This is a genomic window from Agromyces sp. NPDC058104 (assembly GCF_042884835.1).
Classification (GTDB): domain Bacteria; phylum Actinomycetota; class Actinomycetes; order Actinomycetales; family Microbacteriaceae; genus Agromyces.
Genome location: NZ_JBHVTD010000004.1, coordinates 243,227 through 260,466, shown reverse-complemented (window position 1 = coordinate 260,466; position 17,240 = coordinate 243,227). Strand labels below are relative to the sequence as shown.

Annotated in this window: 14 protein-coding genes; 4 read left to right on the top strand and 10 right to left on the bottom strand. The window is 67.8% G+C overall.

Annotation, left to right across the window (positions count from 1 at the left end):
* Nucleotides 1–89: 89 nt before the first annotated feature.
* Nucleotides 90–1,058: a glycosyltransferase family 2 protein gene (locus tag ACFVTH_RS18595; RefSeq protein ID WP_387094226.1), complete on the bottom strand. Its 969-nt coding sequence runs from the start codon at nucleotides 1,056–1,058 to the stop codon at nucleotides 90–92.
* A complete protein-coding gene (locus ACFVTH_RS18590) occupies nucleotides 1,051–1,494 on the bottom strand; it encodes a GtrA family protein (RefSeq protein ID WP_387094224.1) in 444 nt (147 codons plus the stop codon). The genes ACFVTH_RS18595 and ACFVTH_RS18590 overlap by 8 nt, the downstream gene beginning before the upstream one ends.
* Nucleotides 1,495–1,643: 149 nt before the next feature.
* Here ACFVTH_RS18590 and glf point away from each other — a divergent pair, with 149 nt between their 5' ends.
* On the top strand, nucleotides 1,644–2,792 hold the full coding sequence (glf, locus tag ACFVTH_RS18585; protein WP_387094221.1) for a UDP-galactopyranose mutase: 1,149 nt from the start codon (nucleotides 1,644–1,646) through the stop codon (nucleotides 2,790–2,792).
* Nucleotides 2,793–2,854: 62 nt separating this feature from the next.
* Here the strand turns inward: glf and ACFVTH_RS18580 are convergent, their stop codons facing one another.
* Together ACFVTH_RS18580 and ACFVTH_RS18575 are read right to left on the bottom strand one after the other, a co-directional pair.
* On the bottom strand, nucleotides 2,855–4,771 hold the full coding sequence (locus ACFVTH_RS18580; RefSeq protein WP_387094218.1) for a glycosyltransferase: 1,917 nt from the start codon (nucleotides 4,769–4,771) through the stop codon (nucleotides 2,855–2,857).
* 56 nt (nucleotides 4,772–4,827) lie between these two features.
* Nucleotides 4,828–6,057 (bottom strand): lipopolysaccharide biosynthesis protein, encoded by a 1,230-nt coding sequence (locus tag ACFVTH_RS18575; RefSeq protein WP_387094215.1) that lies wholly within the window; start codon nucleotides 6,055–6,057, stop codon nucleotides 4,828–4,830.
* A 190-nt stretch (nucleotides 6,058–6,247) separates the two neighbouring features.
* On the opposite strand from ACFVTH_RS18575, the gene ACFVTH_RS18570 reads away from it, so the two are divergent.
* Together ACFVTH_RS18570 and ACFVTH_RS18565 are read left to right on the top strand one after the other, a co-directional pair.
* Nucleotides 6,248–7,819, top strand: coding sequence for a methyltransferase domain-containing protein (locus ACFVTH_RS18570; RefSeq protein ID WP_387094212.1), 1,572 nt, complete (start codon nucleotides 6,248–6,250; stop codon nucleotides 7,817–7,819).
* Entirely contained in the window at nucleotides 7,816–8,025 is a 210-nt protein-coding gene (locus ACFVTH_RS18565) for a DUF6752 domain-containing protein (RefSeq protein ID WP_387094209.1), read from the top strand. The genes ACFVTH_RS18570 and ACFVTH_RS18565 overlap by 4 nt, the downstream gene beginning before the upstream one ends.
* A gap of 9 nt (nucleotides 8,026–8,034) precedes the next feature.
* Here ACFVTH_RS18565 and ACFVTH_RS18560 read toward each other — a convergent pair whose 3' ends face one another.
* From ACFVTH_RS18560 to ACFVTH_RS18540, 5 genes are read right to left on the bottom strand one after another with little or no spacing between them, the layout of a single operon-like run.
* On the bottom strand, nucleotides 8,035–9,420 hold the full coding sequence (locus tag ACFVTH_RS18560) for an SDR family NAD(P)-dependent oxidoreductase (RefSeq protein WP_387094206.1): 1,386 nt from the start codon (nucleotides 9,418–9,420) through the stop codon (nucleotides 8,035–8,037).
* Nucleotides 9,417–10,163, bottom strand: coding sequence for an ABC transporter ATP-binding protein (locus ACFVTH_RS18555; protein WP_387094204.1), 747 nt, complete (start codon nucleotides 10,161–10,163; stop codon nucleotides 9,417–9,419). The genes ACFVTH_RS18560 and ACFVTH_RS18555 overlap by 4 nt, the downstream gene beginning before the upstream one ends.
* Nucleotides 10,147–11,016, bottom strand: coding sequence for an ABC transporter permease (locus tag ACFVTH_RS18550; protein WP_387094202.1), 870 nt, complete (start codon nucleotides 11,014–11,016; stop codon nucleotides 10,147–10,149). The genes ACFVTH_RS18555 and ACFVTH_RS18550 overlap by 17 nt, the downstream gene beginning before the upstream one ends.
* 56 nt (nucleotides 11,017–11,072) lie before the next feature.
* Complete coding sequence (locus tag ACFVTH_RS18545) at nucleotides 11,073–12,350, bottom strand: O-antigen ligase family protein (protein WP_387094199.1); 1,278 nt, start codon at nucleotides 12,348–12,350, stop codon at nucleotides 11,073–11,075.
* The gene (locus ACFVTH_RS18540) at nucleotides 12,347–13,720 is read right to left on the bottom strand and encodes an O-antigen ligase family protein (protein WP_387094196.1); all 1,374 of its coding nucleotides are present in this window, start codon (nucleotides 13,718–13,720) and stop codon (nucleotides 12,347–12,349) included. The genes ACFVTH_RS18545 and ACFVTH_RS18540 overlap by 4 nt, the downstream gene beginning before the upstream one ends.
* A gap of 59 nt (nucleotides 13,721–13,779) precedes the next feature.
* On the opposite strand from ACFVTH_RS18540, the gene ACFVTH_RS18535 reads away from it, so the two are divergent.
* Nucleotides 13,780–15,075, top strand: a complete 1,296-nt coding sequence (locus tag ACFVTH_RS18535) for a UDP-glucose dehydrogenase family protein (RefSeq protein WP_387094193.1) — start codon at nucleotides 13,780–13,782, stop codon at nucleotides 15,073–15,075.
* 3 nt (nucleotides 15,076–15,078) lie between these two features.
* Here the strand turns inward: ACFVTH_RS18535 and ACFVTH_RS18530 are convergent, their stop codons facing one another.
* Nucleotides 15,079–17,142, bottom strand: a complete 2,064-nt coding sequence (locus ACFVTH_RS18530; RefSeq protein ID WP_387094190.1) for an acyltransferase family protein — start codon at nucleotides 17,140–17,142, stop codon at nucleotides 15,079–15,081.
* Nucleotides 17,143–17,240: the final 98 nt, after the last annotated feature.

The window sequence follows — 17,240 nt, the reverse complement described above, 5'->3', positions numbered from 1 at the left end:
TTGTTTTCTGTGTGTGTTGTTTTTTTTTATACTGAAAACCACGGGGTGTTGCTCGGCCCGCGGGCCGAGCATCCGCCGGTGCATACGAGCTACTGAGCCGAACTCGCGAACGGCGGGTAGGTCGGCGTCGAGGGGGTCGCCTGTATGTCCAGCTGCAGCGCGCTGACGAGCAACTGCGTGCCGATCATCAGTGGCAGCGCGGCGAGCATGACCGTCGCGGCGGTCGCCACGACCGATGCGGCGATCTGGAAGACCATCCACACGCTGACGCCGACGCCGAACACGAAGAGGAGCAGGCCGAGGAAGCCGAGCAGGGCGATCGGGGAGAACGACCAGAGCACGTAGCGATACCAGACACGGGACCAGAACCCCGACCAGAGCCGGCCGATCAGCTCCGGGACCACCTTGCTGAGACGGATGCTGGACACCTCGTCGCCGTAGATGGCGGGGATCGGGACATCCACGGCAGGCACCTGCAGGATGTTCAGGTGGATGAGGAGGTCGTTCTCGAAGCTGTAGCGCGTCGCGACACGATCGAGCGGAACGCGCTCGAGCACCTCCGTGCGGATCGCTGTGTATCCGTTCTGCGGATCGAAGAGGTTCCAGTATCCGGAGGCCATCTTGGTCAGGAAGGACAGGGCGATGTTGCCGAACACCCGGTGCGCCGGCATCCCCTTGAACGACTCCGGAGAGTAGAACCGGTTGGCCTTGGCGAATCCGTACCCGTCCTCCGTCACTCGGTCGAGCAGGCCCGGAAGATAGGCGGGATCCATCTGCGCGTCACCGGCCATCACGACGTTCACGTCCGACCCCAGCGCCATCGCCTGTCGGTGCGCCGTGATGATCGCTCCGCCCACACCCTGATTGACCTCGTGACGGATGAGTGTGACGCGCGGGTCGGTGCTCGCCTTGACGACGTCACTCGTGCCGTCGGGGCTGCAGTCATCGACGATGACGATGTGGTCGACGTAGTCGGGCATCGTGTCGATGACCCTCGAGATCATCCGCTCTTCCTTGTAGGCAGGTACGACTGCGGCGACGACTGCGCCCTTATACATCGGCGGACTGGTCCTTTCGGGTGCGGGTGAACACCCAGTAACGGTATATGAAGTAGTTCCACACGGTGGTGGCGGCGACCGCCAGGACCTTGCCGACGAGCCACTCGCCGCCCAGTGCGTCGACGCCCCAGACGATCACCGTCGTGGCGATCGTGTTGAAGATCACGAGCACGGTGTAGCGCCACACGCTCGGCACGACCTTGGCGTCGGACGCGAACGCGACGACGCGCTGCATCGTATAGGTGACGGCGAATGAGGCCAGGAACGCGATGGGGGCGGAGATGGCGAGAGGGACGCCCAGCACCTCGTGAGCGAGCCAGAGCAGGGCGACGTCCACGACGAAGCAGAACCCGCCGACGGCGAGATAGCGGATGACGCTGTTGCCCCAGAAACGGGCGAGCACGTGCGGACGCGTGGCGTCGGGATCGATGGACATCTACTCTATCTTGCCAGAATGCGCCCGGACGCCCTTCCCGTCCGATGCCGGGCGGGAAATGGATCGATAGACTGAATGGGCGCAGCGGTGCCTCGCGGCACGCTGCGCGGCCGCGCCTGCGGCATTCCTCGAGCAAGAAAGCGCACTGCATGGATCTCCTCATCGTCGGCTCCGGCTTCTTCGGCCTCACCATCGCCGAGCGCGCCGCGAACGAGCTCGGCCTCACGGTGCAGGTCATCGACCGGCGCGACCACATCGGCGGCAACGCCTACAGCGAGAACGATCCGACCACCGGCATCGAGGTGCACAAGTACGGTGCCCACCTCTTCCACACCTCGAACGAGAAGGTGTGGGAGTACGTCAACCGGTTCACGACGTTCACGAACTACGTGCACAAGGTGTACACGAACCACAACGGCGTCGTGTACCCGCTGCCGGTGAACCTCGGCACGATCAACCAGTTCTTCGGCGCGGCGTACTCGCCCGACGAGGCCCGGGCGCTCATCGCCTCGCAGGCCGACGAGTTCGACACCAAGTCGGCCGCGAACCTCGAGGAGAAGGCGATCTCGCTGATCGGCCGCCCGCTCTACGAGGCGTTCATCCGCGACTACACCGCGAAGCAGTGGCAGACCGACCCGACCGAGCTGCCCGCCGAGGTCATCAGCCGCCTGCCGGTGCGCTACAACTACGACAACCGCTACTTCAACGACACCCACGAGGGCCTGCCGGTCGACGGCTACACGGCATGGATCGAACGCATGGCCGACCATCCGAAGATCGACGTGAAGCTCTCGACCGACTTCTTCGACGCGTCGCAGCCGATCAACAAGGCCGCCGCGGTCGGCAATGTGCCCGTGGTCTACACCGGCCCCGTCGACCGCTACTTCGACTCCTCCGCCGGTCACCTGAGCTGGCGCACCCTCGACTTCGAGCGCGAGGTCATGCCGGTGGGCGACTACCAGGGCACGTCGGTCATGAACTACGCGGACGCCTCGGTGCCGTTCACCCGCATCCACGAGTTCCGCCACTTCCACCCCGAGCGGGAGTACCCGGCCGACCAGACCATCATCATGCGCGAGTTCTCGCGCTTCGCCGAGCAGGGCGACGAGCCGTACTACCCGGTGAACACGCCCGAGGACCGCGCGGCGCTGCTCGCGTACCGCGAGCTGCAGGACGGCGAGTCCGACGTGTACTTCGGCGGGCGCCTCGGCACGTACCAGTACCTCGACATGCACATGGCGATCGGTTCGGCGCTCAGCATGTTCCAGAACAAGCTGGTCGAGCGCTTCGCACGCTGACCCGCGTCACGAGAACGGCCCCGGGGCGGATGCCTCGGGGCCGTTCTCGTCACGTCGGTTGGCTACTTCTCCGTCGTGAAGTGCGGAGCCCATGCCTCGGGCGAGGTGATCTGGGGAAGTGCCGCACGGTACTGCGCCGAGAGCTCGGGCCAGCGACGCTTGAGTTCGGCGTGCAGCCGACGGCTCTCCCGGAGAAGTCGCCTGAACGTCTCGGGGTCGCGCGTGTAGCGCACCTTGCCAGCGCCGTCCGCGGTCGACACGAGGGCGCTGTCGAAGTAGGGGAGCCGGAACCAAGTGCCGTCCCGCTTCGAAAGCTCCACCTGCGGCTCCGCGACGTTCTGCGGTGCCGGCTTGGTCAGCCACTGCTTCGCGGTCATCTTCGCGGTGAACGCGACGAGGGGGACGCCCCGAGGTCCCTTCGGCCCGGCCGTTCCGGACGGGACCGGGTAGACGCGCTTGCCCTCGACCGTCCGGGGCAGATCCTCGTCGTTCTTGAGCACGGTCTTCTCGGGGAACTCGGCAGCGGCTGCGCGCAGCTCGCCGAGGATCGTCGGCATGCCGCGCTGCATGTGGTCAGGACCGGACAGGATGTCGCGGAGCGCACGATGACGCAGGGTGACGGGGTAGTACTGCATCGAGAGGAGGTGTTTGAGGTCCCAACGCTTGCTGTCGCGCATCAGGAGGCCTCCGCCGGCGTGCGGAGAGTGCAGGAGCGCGGCGACGATCCGGTTGCGCGCGTGGAAGTACGCCTGCCAGTCGATCGAGTCGTCCTTGTCGAGCCACGACACGTGCCAGAGCGCCATCCCCGGCAGCGTCACGGTCGGGTAGCCGGCGTCGCGGGCGCGGAGGCAGTACTCGGCATCGTCCCACTTGATGAACGCCGGGAGCGACAGGCCGATCTCGCGAACCACCTCGGTCGGGATGAGGCAGAACCACCAGCCGTTGTAGTCGGCGTCCATCCGGGCGTGCATCCAGCGGGTCTGGCGCAGGTTGGAGAAGCGGAAGTCGTGCGGGACCTCGTCGTGCGGCTGGGCATGCCAGACGAAGGGCTTGAGGTCGACCGTCTCCGCGAACGCATGGAGGACCGGGCGGTTGAGCAGGTCGAACATGTGGCCGCCCACGATGACCGGGCGGGTCGCGTGGCGCGAGAACCGCACCGCACGCGCGATGCTCTCGGGCTCGATGGTGACGTCGTCGTCGAGCAGGATGAGGAAGTCGCTCGACCCGGCGTCGAGCGTCTCGGACATCGACCGGGCGAAGCCGCCCGAGCCGCCGAGGTTCGGCTGCTCGATCATGGTCAGGGCGTCGCCCAGCCGCTCGGCGACGGCGTCGAAGCCCGGCTCGTCGACCACGCGCTGGTTGCCCTGATCGACGATGTAGATGCGGTCGATGATCTCCCGAACCGTGTCGTCGCCCGCGAGCGCCTCGAGCGTGCTGACGCAGTAGTCGGGCTTGTTGAAGGTCGTCGTGCCGATGGAGGCGCCGCCCGAACGCAGCTCGGGGGCGTCCGTCAGCCACCGCCCGTCGGCGACGACCACATCGGTGTCGCTCGCGACGATGTCGAACCAGTACCAGCCGCCGTCGCCGAACGTCGTGACGGGCAGCTCGATGTCGTGGCGCACCGTGCCGGAGAACGGCTCGGCGGCGACCCGCTGGGGCACGCCCTGCGCGGTCGAACGATAGACGAGCAGGTTGCCCTCGCCGCTCGTCTCGACGGAGAGGCGCACGCGTTCGACGTTCGTCCACTGCTGCCAGTACGAGGCCGGGAAGGCGTTGAAGTAGCTCGCGAAGGAGACGCGCTCGCCGGCGCCGACGCGGAAACGGTCACGGTCGAGGATGTCGTCGAGGTGGCTGCGGTCGCTCACCCTGACCTCGCGGTCGCCCACCTTCGCCCAGACATCGGCGTCGACGTACAGCGAGATGACATCGGGGTCGGCGTCCTGGGGGAAGACGACGCGTTGGATCTCATTCCAGGTCAAGCTCAAGCTGCTGCTCCGTGTGTGGTGGTGGATTGCGCCGGGTCCCTCCGGCGCGACTAGAAGCCTACTGGCTGCCGCCTGCGAATTCTGGGAGCGAGGCTCAGGAGCTGCACCGCGAGCACGCAGAGCTCGGCGATGCCGAGGCCCCAGGCGACACCGGGTGCACCGATCCAGAGCAGGAGCGGATACATCAGCAGGGTGCCGACGATGGCGCCCACGATCGTGCTCGTCGCGAGCGGCTTCGTGAGGCCGTACGCAGTGAGGCAGGCGAACCCGGTCAACTGCGAAGCGAGGATGGCCGCGAGGTTGACCGCCATCGGGATGGCGAGGGCGAAGGGGATGACGAGCGTGCCGCCCGAGAGCAGTTCGCCGATCCAGGGGCCCGCGATGCCGTAGACGAGGCCGCCGAGGACGCCGAGGCCGAGTGCGACGACGGTGACCCGTCGGGCCCGGGAGGCCTGGACGACGGGGTCGGGATTCGGCACCCAGCCCTGAGCGACCTGCACGACCGGCCGTGTGGAGTAGAGCGCGAGCCGCACGATTCGCTCGGCGAGTGCGTACACGGCCGTGGCCTGCGGCAGGAAGAGGTCGATGAGCACGATCGGCACGTTCACGTAGACCGAGGAGGTCGCCGACATCGCGACCGGGCTCGCCTGGCCCGCGAGGTTGCGCACCGCACGGATCGGCGACAGGGTGAATCGCCAGTCGCGGTGTCGCGCGAGGATGTTCCAGCTCGCGATGACGGCCGCAGCCAGGACCCCGAGCAGCTGCATCGCGGCGAACGCGATGACGTCGCCGGTCGCGATGAGGACGATCGCTCCGAGGACGGTGCCGGCGATGCGCGGCAGGGTGTCGATCAGCAGGAACCGGATGGGACTCGCCTCACCGACGTAGAACCAGCCCGCGCCGAGGGCGACGAGGACTCCGCTCGACACGGTCAGCGCTGCGAGCGCGTAGTCGTGACCCACGATGACGATCGCGACCACGATCGCGATCGGCACCACCACGATGCACAACCAGAACCGGCTGAGCAGGGAGTCGTAGAAGTACGCACCCCGCTCGGCGCGGGTGCGGCTCGCGATCTCGGTCGGCCCGACGACGCCCCAGCCGTACACGGCGAACACGAAGGCGAACCCCGCGACGGCCTGCGCGACCGCGATCGTCGCCCAGGCGTCGGCACCGGCCGCGACGATGATCGCAGGGATCACCGCGAGGCTCACCACGCCGCTGACCGCGACGGAGAGTCCGTATCCGCCGGCGAATCGCAATGCCGTCTTGGTCTTCACGCGCGCTCGTCCTCCGTCGGGTTCGGGCCGGGTCGTTCGGCGCCCGCCGATGTCGTGCGCATTCCGGATATTCTCTCCCAGATCGCCGCGGCGCGTGAATCGGCGCCGCAGAATGCCGGGGCGCCCAGTCGCATAGACTCGGTGCAGCCTCCTGTGCTCACCCGTCCGACGACCGAAGGATCTGCGCTTCGTGACTTCACCCGCGCGAGTTCGGCGACGCCCGAGGCTGCGGGCGGGGCGGCGCGGGCTGAGCGTCGGGTTCGACTCTCCCGCACTCGGGCGTACGGTCGAGGTCGAGGTCGATGGCCATCGGATGTGGACGACGACCGTGCCCGAGTCGGGCGGGCGCAGCGTGCTCGTACCGTGGCCGCCCGTGCTGCATTCCCACCTCGCCGGTGAGGGCGTCATTGTGCTCCGCGACCAGCGGAGCGGCGTGGTGCTCGCAGAGGGCCGATTCGCCTGGCCCGGATCGGCCGACCGGATCGGACTCGCCGAGCTGGCCGAGTCCGGTCAGATCATCGACAAGTGGGGCAAGCTCACCGACGCGCCCTCGGACGAACTGCATCGTCGACTGCTCGGGGCGATGTCGGAGATGCTCGACGACCTGCGCGAACTCGGCTACACCGCGGCGATCACGGGAGGCACGCTGCTCGGCGCGATCCGCGAGGGCCGCATCCTCGCGCACGACGACGACATCGACCTGCTCGTCTATCTCGGCGAGGCCGGCCCGCCCGATGTGTCGATCGCCTCGTACGCGCTCGAGCGCAGCATCCGCGAACGGGGGCACGAGGTCATCAGGCACAGCGACGCGCATCTCCAGATCATGTTCGCGCAGCCGGTCGAGCGAGGACTTCCCGCCGCCGATGTGCATGTCGACCTCTTCCTCGGATTCCACGACCGCGGTGTGTACAGCCAGCCCATCGCGGTGCGCGGCGCCTTCGATCCCTCGCGCCTGCTCCCGCTCTCCGAGGTGCGCCTCGAGGGGGCCGCCGTCCCGTCGGTCGCCGACGGCGAGGCCTGGCTCGCGCTCTGCTATGGGGACGACTGGCGTACGCCCGATCCCGCCTTCCGATTCCGTACCCCGTCTGCGACCCGCCGGCGATTCGAGAACTGGTTCGGCGTCTACGACCTCAATCGGGACTTCTGGGAGCGCCACATCAGGCTGGGCCGCACCCGGCACTGGCGACGCGACGCCACGCGCATGCTCGCCGCGACCGAGCCTGGAGACCGGGTGATCGACCTGGGGTGCGGAGACGGCACGCACGCCGAGACGCTCGCCGCGGCGGGGCGCGACGTCCTCGCGGTCGACTACTCACGCGCCGCGATCGCCGCGGCCTCGGCGCGCGAAGGCGTCACGGCCTTCCGACTGAATCTCGCCGACCGTCGGGCCGTGCTCGGCTTCATCGCCGACGAGCTCCGACGTGGCGGACGACGGCACTTCCTGATCTCCGACGTGCTCGCCTCGCTCACGCGCGAGACCCGTGCGAACACCTTCCTGCTGCTCCGGGCGCTGCTCGGCGGAGACTCGGTCGCGCTCGCGTCCTTCGCGGTGAACCCGTCGTTCTTCTACGAGCATCATCGTCCCGACACCTGGCATCTCCCGCTCGGCTGGTTGCGCGAGGAGGCCTCGAAGGCTGGGCTGTCCGTCGAACTGGTGGCGCACGCAGTGCGCCCGTCGTCGTCCGGGCCGCGATCTGTCGCGACGGTGAGGATCCACAGTACGAAAAGGCCGGCAACGCCGGTTCGGGAGGAGACAAGGTGAACCGGTTCGAGACGGTGTTGCGGAAGATGAGGCACCGCGGTCCGGCCGATCCGGACTCTGTGGACATCGCACAGCTGAAATCCGAGATCAGCAGCCTCCGCGCCGAGGTCGATGAGCTGCGGGTCAACTCCCGACGGATTGCCGAGCTCTACGACCTCGTGTTCGAGCGGTTGCGCGTGGACTCGGACGAGGAAACCACGCGCTGACGGGGACGCTCAGCGCCGGGCGGCGACCTGCACGTCGACGACCTGGCCGGTGAGCTCGGAGTCGAGCACGCGGAGGGCCACGTCGGCGACATGATCGGGGTCGAGCAGGCTGCCCGCGGGTTCATCGCCGAACGCCTGCTGCCGCATGGGCGTGCGCGTGCGCTGCGGATTCAGGCAGTTCACGCGGATCCCGCTCTGGGACCATTCATCGGCGAGTGCCTGTGTGAGGTTCACCACACCGGCCTTCGTCGCAGAGTAGAGGGCGTACCCGGCTCGACCACGGGTGTACGAACTCGAGGTGAAGAGTAGCAGCTGACCGCCGGAGGCTGCGAGATGATCGTGCGCCTCCTGAGCGATCATCGCGGGAGCGAGCAGGTTGGTCTCGAGCGCGGCGCGGAGGAGCCGCTTCGGCGTGCGCACGAGTTCGCTTACCGAGAGGACGCCGGCCGTGACGACGACCGCGTCGATGGCGCCGGTTTGCGCGGCACGAGACAGCGCCCGTCGGACGTGCTTCCTCGACGTGACATCGGTGCCGGTGCCGGTGCGGCTGAACGCGTGGACGATCGCGCCCGCGTCGGACGCCTGTCGGGCGATGCTCGCGCCGATGCCATAGCTCGCGCCGAAGACGACGATCGAACGGCCGTGCAGATCGACCACGGGTGCACCGTCGGTGGGGTGCGCGTCAAGCGTGGTCGACTGCATCTGGAAGAGCTTGTCGGCGATGTGGATATCGAGCGGCTCGGTGATCTTCATGTTCTCCGCCGTACCCGCGATCACCTTGATCGGCATCTCGGGAAGGTAGGAGAAGACGACGCCGCAGTCATCGGTGGCGGAGAACTCGGTGTCGAGCGCTGCAAGTTCGTACGCGCGTCGGAGCACCCCAACCCGGAATCCCTGGGGAGTCTGCCCTCGACGGAGGTGGGACCTCGCAGGGATGGCGGTGATGATGCCGTCGTCGTTGACCGCGATGATGGTGTCGGCCGAGGGGATCGCGGTGTCGACCGCGTCGAACTCGTCGAGTGCGCGGACGCAATCCTCGATGATCCGCTCGTCGAGGAAGGGGCGGACGGCGTCGTGGAAGAGCACCTTCGCTCGGGCCTCGGCAGGGAGGGCCGCCAGAGCGAGCCGCGTCGAGTCGTTGCGGGTGGCACCGCCAGGCAGCACGGCGCTGAGCTTGGCGAAACGAGGATCGTGCACGAGCGGGACGAGCTCATCGAGGCTCGCCGCGTTCATCATCACGATCACCTCGTCGATGAGCGGGCTCGCCTCGAGGCGTTCCAAGGTGTGCTCGACGATCGCCTTGCCCGCGATGCGGATCAGCTGTTTCGGCATGCCGAGGCCCACGCGTTCTCCGATGCCGCCGGCGAGGACGACGGCGTAGGTGCGGTCGATCATCGTGATTCCTTCAGCGCGGCGATGGCGTCGGGCATCGGGCCGTCGAAGATCAACTCGCCGTCGCGGAGCACGAGACCACGGTTGCAGAGCTCGGACGCACTGTGCAGGTCGTGCGTGACGATGAAGAGCGTCTTGCCCTCAGCCACGAGCTCTCGGATCTTCGCATTGCACTTCTCGCGGAAGGGCGCGTCGCCGACGGCGAGCACCTCATCGACGAGCAGGATGTCGAGTTCGGTATGGATCGCGACGGAGAACGCGAGGCGCACGAACATGCCCGAGGAGTAGTGCTTCACCTCCGTATCGATGAACTCGCCGATCTCGCTGAACGAGACGATGTCGTCGAACCTGGCGTCGATCTCGTCCTTCGACATGCCGAGGATCGCCGCGTTGAGATAGACGTTCTCGCGGCCTGAGAGATCAGGGTGGAAGCCGGCTCCCACTTCGATGAGGCCCGCCACACGGCCGCGCGTCAGCACCCGACCGGCGTCGGGTCTGAGGACGCCGGAGATGAGCTTGAGGAGGGTCGACTTTCCCGATCCGTTGTACCCGATGAGCGCGATCGACTCGCCCTCGCCGACAGTGATGCTGACTTCGTGCAGTGCCACGAATCCGGTGGACGTCCGTTTGCCGCGGGCACGGGCGACGAGACTCTCCTTGAACGAGTGGGTGTGCCGCAGTGTGTAGGTCTTGCGCACGCCCTCGATGATGATGCGGGGCTGGGCGACGTCAGAGTTCTTGGGCAAAGCGACCCTCCAGACGTCGGAACACGAGCTGGCCGATCAGCAGGGTCACGAGCGCGGCAACGGCGGAGATGCCCGCGAGCAGCCAGAGGTGCTCGGGGCGCTCGGCGGTCTCGATCGTCGTCGGGAACCAGAACGCGGAATGGAAGAGCTCGACCGCCGCGGTGATCGGATTGAGCATGTACAGGCCGAACAACCACTCGGGCAGCTTGTCCCGCACCATCGTGAACGAGTAGAGGACCGGGGAGGTCCAGGTCACGAGCATCAGGATGAGCTCGACGACGTTCTGCGAGTCGCGGTAGGGGACGTTGATCGCGCCGAAGAGCAGCCCGAGACCGGTCGCCAGCAGCAGGACGATCACGATCGCGAGCACCGCGCCGAGGAGCTGGATCGCCGTCGGCACCCAGCCCGTGAAGAGGCAGACCACCACCAGGATGCTGAGCTGGGGAAGGAAGTGCACGAACGCGATGAAGACGTCCGCGATCGGGAAGAGCTCGCGCGGGAGGTAGATCTTCTTCACCAGCGCCTTGTTGCCAACGATCGACCGGGTCGCGTTCCCGAACGCCTCGTTGAAGAGGTTGATCACGACGATGCCCGAGAAGAGGTAGACCGGGAACGAGTCGATTCCCCGGGTGAACCCCATGAACTCGCCGACGACGAGGTAGTAGATCGCGAACTGCGCGGCCGGCTTCACATACGACCAGACCCAGCCGAGCACAGAGCCGTGGTACCGGGTGAGGATCCCTTTGCGGACGAGCAGCCTGAGGAGGTACCGATACCTGAGAAGGTCGAGGATTCCGCGTCCTGAACCGGGGACGGCGAACGCCGACAGGTCGAGGGGATCGGGTTTGGACATCCCGAAGATTCTATGCGCCAGCGCGAGACCGGATCAGGTCGGTTCGCAGCTCCCGTTCAGCTCCGCTTGAGCGCGTCGCGCCAGCTCATGTCGCGGGCGGCCTTCACCGCGCAGATCACGACGAGCATCCACCCGCCCTCGTACAGGGCGAAGCTCTCGGCCGCGCTCGTCACGGCGACCGCGACCAGCACGAGGGCGGGCCAGACGTAGACGACGCTGCGCCGGTTCGACGCGAGCAGCCACGCCCGCACGAGCGCGACGCCGATCAGCGCGGCGAAGGCGACGGCGCCGATGACGCCGACCTGGAAGTAGGCGTCGAGGTATGCGTTCAGCGCCGACTCGTGCGGCCGCCCGGCTCCCGCCTCGAGCCAGGTGTACGGCGGCGCATCGGGCCATCGGCCGACCCAGCCCCAGCCCTGCAGCGGGTTCAGGCTCAGGTAGCGCGACAGCTCGCGCCAGAGGTCGAGGCGCACGTCGAACTCGGCCCGGGCGTCGAGCAGCTCGATGATGCGGATCCGCAGGATCCAGCCGGTGACGAGTGCGGCCGCCGCGGTGACGAGCAGCGCGAGCTGCCATCGCCAGCGGCTCGCCGTGGGCACCCGCCGCAGCCCGTAGAGCGCCGCGAGGGCGACGAGTGCCGCACCGAGGGCGATCCAGGCGGTGGGCGAGCCCGACAGCACGATCGAGCCGAATGCGAGGGCGACCGAGGCGATCGCGCGCCCGCGCGAGATGATGTGCATCCGCCACTCGACGATGAAAGTGATGAACCCGATGAGCGCGACGAAGCCGAGCATGTTGCGGGAGCCGAAGATGCCCTGGATCGGGCCGAGCGCGGCGAGGTCGCCGTTGATCCCGAGGAACGGGATCGGCGAGTCGATGAGGATGCCCGCGAGCAGCTCGAGTGCGATCGAGACGGTGAGCAGCAGCCGGAGGGCGTCGCCGAAGGCGCGCACGATCTGGATGGTGTCGCGCATGAGCGCCACGTAGATGCCGAGCACCGCGAAGGCCACGAGGTAGACGACCCGGGCCGCCGAGGCGCCCGGCGTCGTGCTCCAGAGCACCGAGGCCGCGCACCACCCCACGAACACGAGGATCGTCAGCGGCAGGATGCCGTACCACTCGATCGCGCGCCAGCGCGTCACCAGCGAGGCGGCGCAGAGCACGAGCAGGCCGCCGACGGCCGCGAGCAGGCCGGGCCAACCGATGAGGGCGCGGATCGCGTGGGTGCTGAACGCCAGCCCGATCGCGATCAGCGAGACCGCCTGCGCGAACCGTGCCGAACCCACGAACTCGCGGATCATCTCGGCGCGCGCCGGCGCCCCGCCCCACGTCATCGGGCCCCGTCGCGCACGCTCTGCGCGTCGAGCCCGCCGAAGCGCTTCGCCCGCGGACCCGTCGGCAGCGGCTCGTGCTCCCACTGGCGGCGCTTCGTCGCCCACGCGATCGCGATGAGCAGCACCCAGCCGTTCTCGACGAGGATGCGGCTCTCCGCCAGGCTCTGGCCGATGAGCGCCACGAGCACGAGGAGGGGGAGGAGCGCGGCGGCGGTGTACGGGACGGATCGGCCCGAGGCATCCATCGGCCGGTCGACGGCGAGGAACCACGAGCGCCACAGTGCGCCGATCACGATGGAGGCGAAGGCGATGAGGCCGATGAGGCCGAGCTGCATCCACACGTCGAGCCAGGCGTTGTGCGCCTGCAGGTACACGACGCCCTTCCGCACGGCGAGATCGTCGAAGGGCTCGACGAAGGGGTTCCAGTAGCCGACCCAGCCCCAGCCCGCGATCGGGCGCTCGCCGATCATGCCGAGCACGGCGCTCCAGATGTCGAGTCGACCGGTCAGGTCCTCGCCCTTGCCGAAGAGCTCGAGCAGCCGATTCCAGAACACGGCGAGCAGGGCGACGGATGCCACGAGCGCGCCGCCGGCCGCCCAGTACACGCCGGCACGGCGTTCGGGGCCGACGCGTCGCGCCCACAGCGCGAAGCCGAGAGCGACGAGGACGACGACGGCGACGAGGACGACGGTCGCCGACCGGGTCAGGGCGAAGACCGCGCCTGCGACGACGAGCCAGAAGGCGCCGCTCACCCGCCGCATCGTGCCGGCCGCGAGCATCGTGCCGAAGACGATGAGACCGAGCAGTGCGGTCATGGCGAGAAGGTTGCGGCTCGCCTGGATGCCCTCGATCGGGCCCCCCTCGAAGAGCAGCGCCCGCGACCAGTAGAAGGCCATCGGGATCTTCTCGGCGTCGGGGTCGAAGTCGGGGAAGTTCGGCATCAGGGGTTCGCGGACGAACACGGCCACCCAGAACTCGAAGAGCAGGGAGAGTGCGAGCACCCACTTGATCGCGGCCCCGAGCGAGCGGGCGATGCCGTCCCAGGGCAGGCAGAGTGCGAGCGCCACGGCGACGAACGTCGTCGCGAGCGTGAGTGCGACGCCGAGCGCGGAGGCGCCGGGATAGGACGACCACGCGATCGAGAGGGTCGCGAGAACGAGGAAGACGAGTGTCGACTTCGGCACCCGCCGCCAGTTCCAGCGCGGCCTCGTCGCGACGACGAGCCAGATCGCGCCGCCCAGCACCAGGGCTGCGACGATGCCGAAGCCCCACCAGCCGAGGAGGTTGCGCCAGAACTGGCCCGCGAGGAGCGTGAAGAGTGCGAACGTCGCGTACGCGCCGATGAGCGCGCTGCGCCGTGGGGACTCCATGCGGACAAGGCTACCGCCAGCATGTCCCAGAATGGACTGGACCGACCTGAAGGAGGAACGTGAAGATCTCGGTGATCGGCTGCGGCTACCTTGGCGCAGTGCACGCCGCTGCCATGGCGAAGCTCGGGCACGATGTGGTGGGCGTCGACACCGATCCGGTGAAGGTCGCGAAGCTCTCCGCCGGCGAGGCGCCATTCCATGAACCGGGCCTCCCCGAGCTGCTCACCGAGGGCGTCCGAAGCGGGCGACTCCGGTTCACTACCGATATCGCCCAGGCCGGCGATGCTCGGGTGCATTTCCTCGCAGTCGGCACGCCGCAGCTTTCCGACTCCGACGGGGCCGACCTCCGCTTCGTCGACGGGGCGATCGACGCGCTGCGACCGATCCTCACACCCGGCTCCCTCGTAGCGGGCAAGAGCACGGTCCCCGTCGGGACGGCCGCCACGCTCGCTGAGCGAATCGCGGAGACCGGCGCTGGTCTCGCTTGGAACCCTGAGTTCCTCCGCGAGGGATTCGCGGTCGCCGACACGCTGACGCCTGACCGCATCGTCTACGGCGTCACCGATGCCGCGCACGCCGAGCTTCTCGACGAGGTGTACCGCGTCGCACTCGACGCCGGAACGCCGCGCATTACGACCGACCTCCCGACCGCGGAACTCGTGAAGACCGCCGCGAACGCGTTCCTCGCGACCAAGATCAGCTTCATCAATGCCATGGCGGAGATCGCTGAGGTCACCGGTGCCGATGTGACGACGCTCGCCGATGCCATCGGGCACGACGCGCGGATCGGGCGGCGGTTCCTCAACGCCGGCATCGGGTTCGGCGGCGGCTGCCTGCCGAAGGACATCCGGGCGTTCGCCGCGCGCGCCGAAGAACTCGGCAGGGCGGAGTCGGTCGCGTTCCTCCGCCAGGTCGACGCGATCAACCTCCGGCGCCGCGAACGCGTGATCGACCTCGCCGTCGAGATGCTCGGGGGCTCGGTGTTCCAGAAGCGCATCGTCGTGCTCGGCCTCACGTTCAAGCCCGATTCCGACGATGTCCGGGATTCACCGGCACTTGACATTGCGGCGCAACTGCACGGTCTGGGTGCCGAAGTCGTAGCGACTGATCCGTACGGCATCGAGAACTCTCGCTCACGGCATCCGCAGCTCGACTACCTCGAGGACGTCGACGATGCGTTGCGCGGGGCGGAACTCGCCGTGCTGGTGACGGAATGGGGCGAGTATCGAACGCTCGACGCCGCTCGCACCGCCGAGCTGATGGCCGTTCCGCGAATGATCGACGGGCGGAACGCGCTCGACACTCAGGCGTGGAAGGCGGCTGGATTCGACTATCGGGGCCTCGGGAGGAGCTGAGTCTCAGCCGGTCGCGAGGGCAGTCTGCAGGCGAGCGACCACGTCGTCGAGCGTCGTCGCCAAGTAGGTCGCTGTGGCATGGTGCTGGTCGCGGTAGACGATCACGCTGCCGATCTCGGCCGGGCACATGGTGTCGCTGCAGTAAAGGTCGCGCGTGCCGACGATTGGGATGCCGCTCGACTCAGCTGCAGCGACATAGCGGTCGCGGATCGAGAGGGCAACGTCGGCGCTCAGGTCGCAGGCACCGCTGCGCAGGTCCTCTTCCGACGTCGCGATCACACAGCCCGCCCCTGCATCGCCGATCCGAGGATTGTCTTCGATCACGGCGATCTGCGCTCCGGTCCTGCGGAGGGTATCCCAGTTCAGTGCGATCGCATCGACCTGCTCATCCGTTGCTTCCTCGGCACCGCGCCCACCGGCGAAGAGTACGAGATCGTAGCCCTCGCCGAAGAGATGCTCTTCGGTTTCAGCGAGACGTGATGCGCATCGCTCGGACAGGCTCGGATCGTCTGCTCTCTGGAGCGACCAGACGCAGCCGTTGCCCACCATGACGTCAAGTGTCCAGTCGAGCTTCTCGGCCCGATCCGAGAGCCCGGGAGCGTACATCGCAGCATGCGAGTTCCCGATCAGCGCGACCTTCGTCTTCCCATCGCCGAAACGACAGAAGGCGAGTCGATCGGCATCGGCGGCGGTGTAGCAGGAGTACGCGCCGCCGGTGTCTGCGAGCAGCGCCGTCCGTTCGGGGACGAGCGGCAGCTCATCCAGACGCGCGTCGCATTGCTCGGGAGTCACGAGTTCACCGGCGCCGAAGCAGTCACCGGCGGTCACGGCCACCTGCTCCGCCTCGACCGAGGCGGAATCGACGAGTTGTTGCACGTGGGCGATACCGATGGCTGAGCAGACGACGACGGTCAGCCAGGCGCCGACGAGCGCGGAAGCAATCCCGCTGCGTGCACGAGGTCGTTCGGCCCAGATGCGCGCAACCGGTCGTTCGACGAGGTAATGCGTCGCGATCGCCAGGGTGATCGCAGTGACGATCATCGTCGTGCCGGCCAGCCATCCGGGCTGTGCTTCCTCGCCACGTACATACCGGTAGCCGATCAGCAAGGGCCAATGCCACAGGTAGATGCCGAAGGCCATGCCGCCGAGCCAGGAGAGCGGGCGTGCAGCCAGGAGGCGTGTTGCACTCCAGCCCACCTCGGCCTCTCGCGAGGAGACCAGGAGGAGGGCCGCGCAGAGCACGGGCCAGAGCGCCGCATACCCGGGGAAGATCCCTGAGGCAGGGAGCACGATTCCGCAGAGGATGAGGCCGAGGAGGCCGACCCACGATGCGATTGCGGCCGACCGGCCCTTCAGAATGAATCGCGCACCGGAGAGCGCGAGGAGTCCGCCGACACCGAACTCCCAGAGTCTGGTGAAGGTGTTGAAGTACGCGGAGGGCTGGGCCACCGAGGTGTACCAGAGCGACCAGAGGAACGAGGCGATGGCGATGGCAGCGATGGCGATGGCGAACACGCGTGCGAACCGGGGACCGCGCCGCGCCGCGATCGCGGCGGCGACGAGCGCGACGAACAACCAGATCACATAGAACTGCCCCTGAAGCGACATCGCCCAGAAGTGCTGAACCGGCGTGTGCGGATCCTCGCTGTTGAGATAGTCGACCGCGCTCGCTGCGAGATACCAGTTCTCCAAGTAGAGGCTCGAGGCGAGCGTCTCAGCGAAGTTGCGCGGGCGCAGCACATCGGGGGCCATGACGATCGTCATCGCGAGGACGCTCAGCAGCACGAGAGCCGCTGCCGGCCAGACGCGTCGTGCCAATCGACCGAGATACTTCAGCGGGGCGATGCGCCCGTTCCGGCGAACATGCCCGGCGAGGGTCAATGTGATGAGGAAACCGGTGACGACGAAGAACACGTCGACGCCGCCGGAAACCTTGTTGAACCAGATGTGATAGGCCGCGACGAGCAGTGCTGCAACAGTACGGAGGCCCTCGATCTCGAGGCGCTTGCTGCGCGTGACGCTGGACGGCGCAGGCGCAGCGGGGGACGGGACGACATCGACGGACACAGAATGCGATTGTAGAGAGTGCTCGAGCGATCACATGCCTGCGCGCGATTCAGCGGAGACTCGTCGAGGTCATGCTTCGTTGCACGGGCCTTCGGCCC